Raw genomic sequence first — 12,749 nt, forward strand, 5'->3', positions numbered from 1 at the left:
GACGCGCAGGCGCTGGCCATGTCGAAGGCGAGGCACCTCATCCAGCTCGGCACAAAGGTGACCGCAGGCCTCGGCGCCGGCTCGCAGCCGGAATTAGGACGCGCCGCAGCCGAAGAGGCGATCGATACGATCCGGGATCAATTGACTGGCGCACACATGGTGTTCGTGACGGCTGGCATGGGTGGCGGCACCGGCACCGGCGCTGCCCCCATCGTCGCCAGGATCGCGCGCGAGCTCGGCATTCTCACGATCGGCGTGGTCACCAAGCCATTCTACTTCGAGGGAAAGCGCCGCATGCGCTTTGCCGAAGCCGGCATCGAGGAGTTGCTGAAGACGGTCGACACCCTGCTGATCATCCCGAACCAGAACCTGTTCCGGGTGGCCAGCGAGAAGACCACGTTCGCCGATGCCTTTGCCCTTGCCGACCAGGTGCTTTATTCCGGCGTGGCCTGCATCAGCGACCTGATCGTCAAGGAAGGCCTAATCAATCTCGATTTTGCCGACGTCCTCTCCGTCATGAAGGAGAAGGGCAAGGCCATGATGGGACGGGGCGAGGCCTCCGGCGAGAAGCGCGTGCTTGCAGCTGCTGTGGCCGCGATTTCCAATCCATTGATCGAGAATCCCTCGATCAAGCGCGCCAGCGGCCTCATCATCTCCATCACCGGCGGCAAAGATCTCATGCTGTACGAAGTCGACGAAGCTGCGACCCGCATTCGCGACGAGGCCGACCCGGACGCCAACATCATCGTCGGCGCGTCGTTTGACGATAGCCTCGACGGTATCGTCCGCGTCTCAGTGGTGGCGACCGGAATCGATAATCTCGACCCGGAGTCTCGGGCGCAACCGGTGGAAACCGCCATCGCCCAGCTCGCGGGCAGGCTGCGCAACGACGGCCGCCGCATCGAGCGCAGTGCACCCCTTCCGCAAGCGGAAAGCCCGCCGCTCCGCTTCGAAGCGCAACAGCCCGTAGGGCAACCGGCAAGGGCGGCTCCGGAATATGCGCGCCACGTCGCCGACCGGCTGCTCGATCCTTACGGCCGCACAGCTGCGCCCAATACGCCCGATGAAGCTATTCTCGATATCCCGGCCTTCCTGCGCCGCGCCGCCAACTGAACGGTCGCAGGACGGGAGTTACGGTCGTCATGCCGGGGCGCGACGAAGTCGCGAGCCCGGGATCCATCAAGCCGCGGTCACTGTTGAGCGACAGAAAATATTGCGTCAGCTTCTGCGGCTTGAATCAAATCACTCGCGCGCTGAAAAGTGGCAGACAAAACCGCGCGCCCAGCAGCGTCGTCTTGCGCCTGTAGGCTTGGTCGATCGCGTTCGCCGCGCTCACGGGGTCGAGGCTCAGGTCAGCCTTGTCGAACGGGAGATGACACGGCAGGGGATCAGCCTTAAGGAGGCGGCCGCCCGAGCGGGCAAATCCGGGAGCACGCTGCGCAATTGGTGTGTGCAGCATGGGCTGGGTCGGCGTGTCGGAGGTGGCGTCTGGGTCGTCAGCAAGGTCGCGCTTGCGATGTTTCTTGATGGCGATCGGCGTGCCCTTCCGCTTACCTGGCCGAGGATCGTTCAAGCTCACTGGTGAAAATGTACTTTGAGCGGCTCGGTGTATCTTTGCCCGCGTTGGCCGCATAGGGACCGACGCGAGTGCCATCGCACAGATTCCTATTCAGATATCGCAGTCGCTTGAGTTCAAAGCCCTACGCAAACCACCAAACGCCCTTAGCCGACAGGGCTGAGTGTCGCCGACAGCCTTTGAACTCTCGGAAATGGTAGTTCGCTTGATTTCGGCTTCCTTTGACTTCGACTTAGGAATGACAGCGGTAACCTTCTTTAATCTGGGATGGTGCCGATGGTGGTCGATCACCTTGGGGGGTTCCGAAGAATCGATACCCATGCCTTCCACGGAGAAATGTGTTCCTCGACTAGCGATGGCTGAGCTGGAGTTTCGCTGCTCGCAGCAGCAATTTCTAGTCGATCAGCTTTCGCCAGCGCACCACGTGAATCGGAAATGCCTGCGGTCGTTTGGGCAGGGGGCCGGACGACCGCTACTGTACTTCGCGCGGGATTTCTGAGCTCCATCGACACAGAAATCCAACACCCAATAGGATGAGGAGACCCAACAACACCATTCTCAGCATGATGCTTCTCCACCTTGAAATAGTGCCGGTGAAAATTCATCGATCCAACATGAGGCAACGTGGCGGCGGATCGCCTATCGCGTACGGGGTGTTTGCCAACAGGGTTAACCGCCGGCCTGCTGACGCGCGTCAAATATGCCGGGTGAGCCACAGGGCGACTGGCCGGAGAACATCATTGTACCAAGGTGCAGGCCGGACGACGGCGAACGTGATCGCCTTCATCGGGCCAGAATCGCAGTCACAGACTGATGCCGGTTTCGATTCGTGGAGCAGGAACAGCAATGGAGCCCGCAAAACCCCGCAAATGGACTGAGGAAGAGACCAAGCTGCTGATCGAACTCGCGCAACGTAAGGAAAGAGTGCCAGCGATGGCGCGAGAAATTGGACGTCACATCGCATCAGTTAGGCGACGAGCTCGCGAATTGGGTTTGCCTCTGCTGCCCGACCGAGGTGAAAGGCAAGTTTAGTTCCCTAACCACTCGCCCCTTCGGGACGCTGGCGGCATCCGACATCCATGGTTATAGGCCTGCCGCGTTGATCGCCTGGCGGAACTACTCGGCCATCGGCGGGAGCGAGATCGAAGCAATGCACGAGCGGCTTCTGGCGGCGCGGGCGATGACGCGCAGACCGTGGAGAAGGAATACAAGGCGGCGCGCAAGCGATATCGCGCTGCCGTGCAGGCAGGCAAGGAGTGGGATAAGCGAGCCGGCCTAGAGGTGCTCACTCGGCAAAGGGGAGCAAAACTGCCCGCGAGAAATCCCACGGGCCTCGCGATGCTCGCGCCTTCTCGAATGTCCAGAGGACGGCCAACTGGCGACGAATTGTCGCCAAAAGAGCGATCTCGCCAGACTTGACAACTTGCTTATGATATCGCGGAGGTAGTTTATTCGCAGCTGTCCGCTTTTCCGGGAGAGCGAGAAGCGGACGCTGTGGCTCTGCCGGTTGACCAGGGTAAGCTTTACGCAATGAAAAATGACACCGCTCGAACGGACGCGGACGCCTTGACCGAGAGAAGCCTCGCTCAAACAAAGCCTCACGAAGGCCCGCCACGCACGGATGTCGGGACGATAACGCTCCATTGGGCGACCGCCCTCGCGTTCGTCGTCAGCCTCGTTACCGGCCTACGCATCGCAGCGGACGCGCTGCACGCCCCCTTCTCGAAATGGCTCGCTCCCGTCCTGCCGCAGGGCGAGATCCTCTCCTGGCATTTGCTCGCCGGACTCGCCGTCTTCTTCTGCGGGTCGGCCTACGTCGCCTACCTCGCGCGCAGCGGCCTCGTCGAGCGCAACAGCCCCAAGAAGACGCGGATTCTCGCGATGCGCGCTCCGGCTCGCCTCAAATGGGGAGCCGTCAACGTCATCCTGCACTGGTTCGTCTATGCGCTCGTGATCTTCCTCACGGCGACGGGCGTCATGATGTATCTCGGCTATGGCGGCTGGTGGGCTTATCTCCACTCGACCGCCGCCTTCGTCTCGCTCGTCTATATCTTCGCGCATGTCGCCGCGCATTATCTCTATGGCGGGTGGCTGCAGATTTTCCGCGTGTTTCGGCCCACCCCGCTCGCGATCACGAAGGCCGTGCGGCCGCGGCCTCTTCTCGTTGCCGCGGCAATCGGGGTGGCAATCGCGTGCGGCGTCGCCGGGCTCGACTGGGCGACGCGCGATACGCTCGTCATCGCGCGTGTGAGCGACGCGCCCAAGCTGGATGGCGCCATGGGCGATCCCGCCTGGTCGCGCGCGCGCCCGGTCTTCATCCGCGCCCAGCAGGGTGCCAATCTCAGCGGATCGGGCGAATCGCTCGTGGAGGTGCGCGCTCTGCACGACGGGCAGAAGATCTATTTCGCCTTCCGCTGGGAAGATCCCACCCGCTCCCTGCGCCGCATTCCGATCATCAAGAAAGAGGACGGCTGGCACGTCCTCGACGAGCGTGCGGGCCTGCAAGACGCCGTCGACTTCTACGAGGACAAACTGGCGATCATTTTCTCGGATAACCCATCGCTCGGCGGCGCAGGCGCGACGGATCTCGGCGCCAACCCGCTGCCCGGCAAACCGATGCCGATCAACGGCCGGGGCTTCCACTTCACGACGGATGGCAGCTACATAGACATGTGGCAGTGGAAGGCGTCGCGCGGGGGCATGCTCGGCCGTGTCGATAGCCAATATATCGGCCCGCCCTACGCCCCGACCCTGGACGAGCAAAATTATGATGCCCGCTACCAAGGCGGCTATTGGAACAAGCCAGGTCGCTCTCTTTATTCGTATAATTTCAAGTTCATCCACAGGGACGACAAGGGGCCCGTGACGGTTCTGCGGCTTCCCAAGGACTGGACGGCGCAGGTCGCAGCGCTCGGCAAATTCGATCTCAATCCCGACAGCAGCGACGACGAAAACGGCCGCTGGTACATGTTCGACCGGGAGAGCGAACCCTACGCTCCAGAGGCCGACGCGAGGATTCCCGTTGGCACGATCTTGCCTGGCGTGATTATTGCCGGCGACACCGAAGGAGAGCGGGCCAATGTCACCGGCGTTTCAAAATGGAGCAACGGACATTGGACGCTCGAGCTGACGCGCAACATGAAAAGCGATGGCAGATATGACAAGGCCTTCGTGCCAGCCCGCGATCTCTACATGTGGGTCGCTGTTTTCGACCATGCACAGACGCGGCATGCGACCCATAACCGCCCGGTGCTTGTCGTCACGGAGAAATAGCCACCTCACGGGCGGCCGCGAGCTCGACCGGAGGGCACCACGGCGTCACTGCGCTGAAGCATGGTTTCGCCCTCATCCTCGCATCGCATTCTGGCGCGGCGAGCAGCGGTCTGCTCGCGGAAATTCGCGGCGCCCGGAGGCCTCGCGATGACGAGGCATTGTCGGCTCGTCCTCAACGGCAAGCTCGTCGAAGCCCGCTCCGGCGAAAGCCTGATCGATGCGGCGCTCGGCGGCTCGATCCTGATTCCGCACGACTGCAGATCGGGACAATGCCAGAGCTGCCGGGTGACGGTAGTGTCGGGTTCGGTCGATGACGGCGGCTCGGGCCACGGCCGTACTGTGCTCGCCTGCCAGGCCGCGGTCGCTGGCGATGCAGAGATCGAATTCGAAGAATTGCCGCTGCCGATGAAGCGGGCGTGCGCCGTGACCGAGATCAACGAGCTCTCGCCAGAGATCGCCGAAGTCGTGCTGACGACCTCAGCGCCCCTCGAGTTTCGGCCGGGCCAATATGTGCGCGTCAAGTTTTCCGGCTATCCTGCGCGCGAGTTCAGCCCGACCTTCAGACTCGATGGTTCCTTCAAGCAAGCCGAACTCGTCTTCCACATCCGGCGCCAGCCTGACGGCACCGTGTCGGGGCAGTTCGGCAAGGCCATCAGGCCCGGCCATGCGGCGCATGTGCAAGGCCCGTTCGGACAAGCCTATCTGCGACAGGGCCAGGGGCCGCTCGTGCTGGTCGCCGGCGGAGCAGGCTGGGCCCCGATCTGGGCGCTGGCCCGCTCGGCGCGCTCGACCCAGCGCAACCGCGAGATGGTGGTCGTCGCCGGCAGCCGGGATGCCGATAACCTCTATATGCTTCCCTCGTTGCAGTGGCTGATCGACGACGGTGTCCGCGACGTCATTGCGACGACGGAGATCGGATCCACCCTGCCGATCAGGCCCGGGCGCCCGTCGCACTACCTCCCCTTGCTCGGGCTGGAGGATACGGTCTACGTCGCCGGCCCCGTTGGTCTCGTCGATACCGTGAAGAACAAGGCGCGCTCGGCCAATGCGCAATGCTACGCCGATCCCTTCCTGCCGAGCTCGCAAACCTCATCGCTGATGGACAAGGTCACCCGTCTATGGCGAAGCCGGGAGCAGCCTCATCGCCCCGATCTGTGAGCCGACGCGGAGCTCAGCAGCGCCGGCGGCTCACGGCTTGACGGGTAGACTACCGAGGCTGGTGATGAGGTCGGCCGCCTTCTGCGTATCGGCAAAGCGTAGAAAGGCCAAGGCGTCCGGATCCTGCAACGTCCTCAAATAGATCAGCGCCAGCACCACGCTCGAGGGATAGTCCGCGTCGGTCGGGTAGTGACCATCCACGCGAAGCACTGTGAGCCCTTGTTCCAACGGCCGCGAGAACGGGCCGAAGCCGATCGCGCCTTGAACATCGCGAACCGTCTCGATCGCTTCCTGTGTGGTGGTCGCCGTCTTCGATTTCTCGGTGATCTCGAGATCATGCCAGCCGGGCATGCTGGCCCGCAGTACGGTGAGAGTGCTGTCCTGGTCCTCGCGCCGCACGACGCGGATGCGCAAATCGGCGCCGCCCAGCTCCTTCCAATTCGCGAGGCGGCCCGAATAGATCGCAGCGAGCTGATCGCTTGTAACGGCACTCACCCCACAGGCGGGATGGACGATGAAAGCCGATGGCAGGCGGGCGATCGCCTTGTAGACGATGCCGGAAGCCGCTTCGGCGTCGGTCAGCCGGCGTGCGACGCGCCCCAAGATCGCCTTGCCGGACCCCACGGCCGCGATGCCTCCGCCAGAACCGATGCTCGGCGGGACCTCGATCCGTGCCGATCCTTCCTGCTGCATGAAGCTCATCGCGATGACGCGCAGGACATCGATGCCATCTCCAGTCCCGACGATGTCGAGCCTGGGTGTTTCGGCGCCAGCGGCATTCACCCCCGCAAGGCAGAGGCCCAGAATTGCCGCCGTTATCCTCGAAAATGCCATGGCAGACCCCTTCGAACCACGAGGTGCGCAATCTGGCAAAGAAACCTAAACCATCTGTTGTCGCAACGCCGTCCATTCGGAATCAACTGTGGCGGACAGAAGCGCAAAATTTGATGGTTTCGAAAAACCGATTGTTAATTACTCACCCACAAATAGCCGGTAAATAGACGATATTGAATGCTTCGCTCGCCTAATGTCGCCCTGGAACACGCTCAGGGGCCTCAGCGAGCGACATTGACCGGCCCCGCAAGTTCAGGGTGCTGGCGGTGGCGGCGATTGATACGGATTCGGAAAAGGCATCGAGGGCGCCACCCCGCTGGCGTCGTCGGGCTGTTGCGTCCGGAATTCCGAGCTTCCCCTCGTCTATCGCCATGCGCCTTGTTGCCGTCGTGCTCGCGACCGGCGTCCTCGGGCTCGGCCTCATCGGTGGCTCGACGGCGCTACGCCTGCAGCAGCAACTGAGGCACCAGGCTGCGGCACTGGGTGAACTCTCGGAAGACCAGCTCGCTCATCGCCTCGACGGCGAGGCGCAGTTGGCGCGAGCGCGAATCGAGGCGCTAGGCGCAGAAACCGCATCTCGCCTGCGTCAGATCGCTCAGCGCGCCGATGTCGCCAAGGCCGTCGCCTCGAACAACGATGTGACCATCCGCGAGCTGCTCAGCATCGTTGCTTCGACCTCCGGCTTCGAAAGGCTGATCGCCTTCGACGGAAGCGGTCGCGTGATCGGCGCCAACACGTCCCTCGACCTACTCGCGCTGAACCGGGCGTTCGAAGGTACCGCTCTCTCTATCAATCTCAACCCGATCCTCAAGGACAATAGCCGCTCGCATCCGCGGGGTGAGGAAGGCACTTATGAGCTCAAATTGGGTGAGTTGTCGGCGCTCGGCCTGCCGCAGCGCCAGACCATCGCGCACACCGCGATCGAGCCCGTGTTTGACGACTTCGGCGACCTCGTCGGCGCGCTTGCCGCGATCCGACCGCTCGGCCGCACGGAACGGACTCTCGAGAACTTCACTTCGCTGGCCAATGCCGGCGTGGTCATTATCACGGGTGACAGCGAGATCGTGTCTTCCGCGGGGCCTCAAGGGGTGAGATTCAGCGGCGCCAGGACGCGTTTGGCCGGGCTGCAGCGCTCGGATGACGGCAACTACGTCGCGCGCTGTGTCGATTACGAGGCGACGCTCAAGGTGTGCACGTTTGCGAGCGCATCGCTGGTGACGACGACACGCGATCAGATGTTCCAGATCGGCGCATCCCACACGCGTTCGCTGATGTGGCAGTTCCTGGCATCCGCGGCGCTGGCGCTCGGTGCCTTGGTCGTCGCGCTATTGGCCGCCGTGAGGCACCTCACGAAAGGACTTTCAGCGCTCGCCAAGACCGCCCAGGAAATCGCGGGTGGCAATCTCGACGTTCAATTCCGCGCAACGGGCCTCGGCGAGGTCCGCGGCCTTGGCCTCGCATTCGAGCAAATGCTGACGCATTTGCGGGCCAGCACGCGAAGAATTCGTCAGCTCGCTTTCTACGACACGGTGAGCCGCATTCCCAATCGGGAGAAGATGCGCATCGATGCGCCGGCGCTCATCGACGCGGAAGAGGGCGCAGCGCTGTTCTTCCTCGACCTGGATGGCTTCAAATCCATCAACGACACTTTCGGGCACAAGGCTGGCGACGAACTGCTCAGGATGGTGGCCGAGCGCTTGAGCAATTTGCTGACGTCCAAAGGCGCTGCCGGCAAATGTCTGCTCGCCCGGGTCGGGGGCGACGAGTTCGTCGCCATCATCGCTGGTATGAAGACGGTCGCAGCCGCGAGCCTCAGTGCCCGCGAGATGATCGAGACGCTGCAGGTTTCCTTCAAGCTCCAGAGCAACCATGCGACCATCGGCGTCAGCATCGGCATTGCGATCTGTCCTACCCACGGCACAACCTATGACGATCTCCTGATCCGTGCCGACCTTGCGATGTACGTCGCGAAGAGTTCGGGACGCAATACCTGCGCGTTCTTCACTCCGGATCTCGCAGAGATCGCGCGTGCGCGCCATGCGCTCGAAACCGACCTCGCTTTGGCGATCCGCAATGAAGAGCTCGTCGTCCATTACCAGCCCAAGGTGTCCTGCAGGGATGGACGCATCCTAGGGGTGGAGGCGCTGGCGCGCTGGCATCACCCGAAGGAGGGCGACATTCCTCCTGCGCGCTTCATCAAGATCGCGGAAGAGATCGGCCTCATCATGGAGATCGACCGCTTCGTGCTGAGGCGCGCGCTCGCCGAAATCGGGGGCTTGATCCGAGCCGGCTCGAATCTCGTGCTCGCCGTAAATGTCGCAGCGACGGAAATCGAAGACCCGCTGTTCATCAGGGATATCATCACGGCCGTTCGCGAGGCCGACTTCCCGCCGCCAAAGCTCGAGATCGAGATCACAGAGTCGGTCGCGATGCGCAATCCTGACGTCGTGCGCGAGAGAATAAGTCTGCTCAGGCAATTGGGCATACGGTTCGCAATGGACGATTTCGGAGCCGGCTATTCGAATCTTTCGACGATGGCGAGGCTCCCCTTCGACGCCGTGAAGCTCGATCGTACGCTCGTAACGGGTGTCGCCGACGACCGCGAAAAGCAGACGATCCTTCGTCTGGCGCTCGGACTTGCGGACGAATTGGGGTTCGAAACGGTCGTCGAAGGCGTTGAAACGGCCGAAGACCTTCAGTTCGCGGCCGAAAACGGCGCGACCATGGCGCAAGGTTATCTTTTTTCTCGGCCCTTACCGCTCGAAGAGTTCGCTGTCCTGCTCCAGCCGCGCCGTTTGGCTTCGGCGTTCGAAGTGGTACCCAGGCGAGACGGAGCGGAGCGGAAGACCATGATCCGCTGAGGCGTCCGACGATGCCGGCCCAAACGGCCCGCTCACGAGGTGCCGCGTTGCGTTCACGCGACCGGCTGGAGTAAAGTCCCCGCACGACGAACTTCCAAGTCGGTCGCGACAACCTCCGATCCGCCTACGAAGCCCGACATCGATCCGCGCTAGAGCGCTCAGCGCGATATTCAGCTAGCTTACGCAGGAGTTGCCGGCCGCGAGGTGATCGTCACCGTAACTGCCGCCTTGACGCATCGGCTTAGCGTAGTGTCTCCAACTGATAAGCTTTGCGCCCAAAGCTTATCAGTGCCGACAAAATTACCCCTGCAGCAACCCTGAGGTTGTCGGCAAAGCGCTGGACGCCTCGGCGCGTTCGGGACCAGGGGTGTCTTGTCAACCTTGCTGAAATCGCTCGTTTTTTTCGTTCCCGTCGCGGGCAATCTACGGTCCTAGCCACGATCAGTTTCGCAGCCTCTCGACCGTAGTTTTCCGCCATCTCGCGCAATGCGCCGGCCTCTCCGGGCACCCTGCTCTCCTCCGCCAAATCCAGGCAGATGCGCTCCATGCGCGCGAGATCGTTGATGTCGTGCTGATGTCGCCCCATGCCGGTGATCAGACTCCGGCCTGCACCAAGCCGTCAAGGGTTGCCACCCGGAAATTTCCCAATATCGATTTCGTCGAGCCAGCCGGATGATCTCGAAATGAAATCATCCAAGCCAAAGCAGTGGACCGAGAGCGAAAGAGGCTTGCCGCGATGGCACGTCGGCGCGCCGCGTCGGAAATTGCGGCAGTCCTCGGGCGGCATACCGGATCGGTGAAGCGGATGGCGCGAGAGATGGGATTGCTCCTAAAAAAAATAGAAGCGGCTCCTTTCCTCTACATGCTCAAGAGAAGCGGCACAGAGTTCGGTGCCGGCATCAAGTATGCCGTCGAACGCGGCTGGCTCGACCTGCACGAGAGCGGTACCTACGTGCGGCTGCTGACACCTGGCGATGATTTGCTCGGTCAATAGAGCAGCGTGAAGGACAACCACGCCGCGAGTGACGCGCAAAGACAAATCCCGAGATAAGGCAAAACAAGGCGCATCGGGCTTTCCCTCCGAAACGCAAATATGGATCATCATGTCATGCCTGGACGACGACTGCTAGGAATTTGGGTTGCACCGCGCTCCTTAGAAGCCCCCGCACGGGATGTTGCTTGAAGATTTGCTGGCTCGCCGCCCTGAGCTGGCGGAGCGGCCCCGGCCGACCCAAAAGCCCCCTGAAGCCGGGGCCGTCTCACGCGCCGTCCCGCAGATAGTCGGCCCCGTGCCTAGGAGATCCGCACCTGAATCCGCAGCACGAGGACCGAGCGTCGGCACTGCCGCCGACCGCCGGCCCATCGTGCATGCGCATCCGTGCGACGCGACAAGCTATATCGGGGGCGGCCTGACCAATGCCGGTTTGAACGACAGCGAGCCCGCTCTGCAGCGAACACCGGACGTATCGCCCCAGGGGGAGCCATTGTCGATGTAGAAGGTCTCCGGCAGGCCGTTGCGGCGAAAGGTATCGGTCAGATGTCCCCGCACGGCGGAACGCTGCTCGTTGACGCATGCCTTCAGACACACAGCATAGCGCGAGTGATCGTCGACCATGGTCAGTGGATGACAACGCCTCCCGCTGGCAAGGGGCATGTGGCCCTTGAACTCCATCTGCCACAGCTGATTGGGCGCGTCCTCTCAGTGAGCCGACTGCATCTGTCGTCATTGGATCCACAGCGAAGGTTGCGGCCGGTTGCCGCCGCTCATAGCGCAGGGCGTCACCTCTCCTGCGGAGTAGGGCGAAGGCGAGACCTTCGGTGCAGCCTTCCTGGCGGGCTACACGGGACGAAATTCGCCTCAAAGCCGCTCTGATGTTGGCTGCCATATCACAATAAATCGGGCTGCTGAGACGGGCCGATGAGCATCTAGAATTTCTCTGCTCGATCTTTTGCCTCTTCATCCGTCGGCAAAAAAGAATCCGCCGGCAGAAAGGCGCAACTGAGGGGCACCTTCCTTATATCTCTCTCTCAATGCTTAGCTACGAGGAGTCTTGTCTTCTCGGCTGAGCAGGCCAAGCCGTCGCTCCAGCTCTTGCTTCTTGGCCACGAGCCTCACGGCAAGAATGTCATTAACGACTGTGTGGAGTTGCCACAGCTCTTCAACCGACATGCTCTCAAACGGCTTCCGTTCCATGAATCCCCCGACTCACGTGTTCCCATAGCCTGGGCTTACAAGCGGGAGCCGGCAACTCTTTGTCGGTTGAGCGCAGAAGGTTATCTACCGTGACGGCGAGTGTGCGATTTTTCGGAAGCTCGCCGGCTCGACCTTAACCGGTAGCGTCGCAACTCAGCTTGCATTAATCGGTGTCGCAACACGCCCAATTCTGCAATCTGATGTTCTAGAAAGGCGACACGTTGATGCAAGGCGATAGCGGCATAGGGGATACGATCAGAAATACTCATCACGACCTCAAAATAATAAGACCGCAAAAACATCTCGACAATCTGAGCATTACACCAGACGATCGGCACAATTGCAAGGCGAAGCCCTTTCGCGCCATTGCACACAGCCGGCAGAGACGTGAGCCACGGGTTGACGCTTTGAAGGAACAGAAAGGCGCGCGGATATTTAATTCGCGCTAGCTCGCCCAAGCTGGCGGAGCGGCCCCGGCGTACCCAAACTCCCTCAAGCCGGGGCCCTCACTCCGATGGCGCGTGGAGACGCCGCGTCGCAGCTCAGCAGGTGGCGCACGAGCCATCAGGAAACGGTAGCAGAGGCCATTCGCCCGCGGTGTCATTTGCGGCCTCGGGCTCGGCGTCGATTGGCCCTCTTGCCGAAGGACGCCACGCAGGAGGCGCGCCCGGCTCGCGATCATAGGGGTGCTGGTCGGAAGGCCCTGTGCTGCTGAAGTGCATAGACTCTATCGAGGGCATCGTGCACCCCGCGCTCTTAATATTTCACAATTAAATAGTTAATGCATATATTAAATATTTGACTTCTTCAATCACGAAATGGTTGAATAGGTTTGTCCTACCGGCGCCCGTGA

The 12,749-nt window shown here is 61.8% G+C and carries 7 protein-coding genes and 1 pseudogene; 5 read left to right on the forward strand and 3 right to left on the reverse strand.

The window, feature by feature from the left end; translation table 11 throughout:
* On the forward strand, positions 1-1,113 hold a 1,113-nt coding region (ftsZ, locus tag ABIB90_RS38060), incomplete at its 5' end, for a cell division protein FtsZ (protein ID WP_354202579.1).
* 124 nt (positions 1,114-1,237) lie between these two features.
* Here the strand turns inward: ftsZ and ABIB90_RS38065 are convergent.
* Positions 1,238-1,573, reverse strand: coding sequence for a hypothetical protein (locus ABIB90_RS38065; protein ID WP_354202580.1), 336 nt, complete (start codon positions 1,571-1,573; stop codon positions 1,238-1,240).
* A 1,533-nt stretch (positions 1,574-3,106) separates the two neighbouring features.
* Here ABIB90_RS38065 and ABIB90_RS38070 point away from each other — a divergent pair.
* Entirely contained in the window at positions 3,107-4,849 is a 1,743-nt protein-coding gene (locus tag ABIB90_RS38070) for an ethylbenzene dehydrogenase-related protein (RefSeq protein ID WP_502918257.1), read from the forward strand.
* Positions 4,850-4,996: 147 nt separating this feature from the next.
* Positions 4,997-6,007: a 2Fe-2S iron-sulfur cluster-binding protein gene (locus ABIB90_RS38075; protein ID WP_354202583.1), complete on the forward strand. Its 1,011-nt coding sequence runs from the start codon at positions 4,997-4,999 to the stop codon at positions 6,005-6,007.
* 30 nt (positions 6,008-6,037) lie between these two features.
* On the opposite strand, the gene ABIB90_RS38080 is transcribed toward ABIB90_RS38075, so the two are convergent.
* Entirely contained in the window at positions 6,038-6,841 is an 804-nt protein-coding gene (locus ABIB90_RS38080) for a PstS family phosphate ABC transporter substrate-binding protein (protein ID WP_354171668.1), read from the reverse strand.
* Positions 6,842-7,212: 371 nt separating this feature from the next.
* Between ABIB90_RS38080 and ABIB90_RS38085 the strand changes: the two genes are divergently transcribed.
* Both ABIB90_RS38085 and ABIB90_RS38090 read left to right on the forward strand, forming a co-directional pair.
* The gene (locus ABIB90_RS38085; RefSeq protein WP_354202584.1) at positions 7,213-9,702 is read left to right on the forward strand and encodes a bifunctional diguanylate cyclase/phosphodiesterase; all 2,490 of its coding nucleotides are present in this window, start codon (positions 7,213-7,215) and stop codon (positions 9,700-9,702) included.
* A gap of 736 nt (positions 9,703-10,438) precedes the next feature.
* Complete coding sequence (locus ABIB90_RS38090) at positions 10,439-10,696, forward strand: hypothetical protein (protein ID WP_007601718.1); 258 nt, start codon at positions 10,439-10,441, stop codon at positions 10,694-10,696.
* Positions 10,697-11,164: 468 nt separating this feature from the next.
* Here the strand turns inward: ABIB90_RS38090 and ABIB90_RS38095 are convergent.
* Positions 11,165-11,401: pseudogene (locus ABIB90_RS38095) on the reverse strand (DDE-type integrase/transposase/recombinase); the annotation flags it as partial.
* Positions 11,402-12,749: the final 1,348 nt, after the last annotated feature.

Source organism: Bradyrhizobium sp. JR4.1 (assembly GCF_040548605.1).
Taxonomy (GTDB): Bacteria; Pseudomonadota; Alphaproteobacteria; order Rhizobiales; family Xanthobacteraceae; genus Bradyrhizobium; species Bradyrhizobium canariense.

What these genes read in the sequence shown, in the direction of transcription:
- ABIB90_RS38070 (WP_502918257.1), top strand. Translation starts at nt 3,107, where the DNA reads ATGAAAAATGACACCGCTCGAACGGACGCGGACGCCTTGACCGAGAGA.
- ABIB90_RS38075 (WP_354202583.1), top strand. Translation starts at nt 4,997, where the DNA reads ATGACGAGGCATTGTCGGCTCGTCCTCAACGGCAAGCTCGTCGAAGCC.
- ABIB90_RS38080 (WP_354171668.1), bottom strand. Translation starts at nt 6,841, where the DNA reads ATGGCATTTTCGAGGATAACGGCGGCAATTCTGGGCCTCTGCCTTGCG.
- ABIB90_RS38085 (WP_354202584.1), top strand. Translation starts at nt 7,213, where the DNA reads ATGCGCCTTGTTGCCGTCGTGCTCGCGACCGGCGTCCTCGGGCTCGGC.
- ABIB90_RS38090 (WP_007601718.1), top strand. Translation starts at nt 10,439, where the DNA reads ATGGCACGTCGGCGCGCCGCGTCGGAAATTGCGGCAGTCCTCGGGCGG.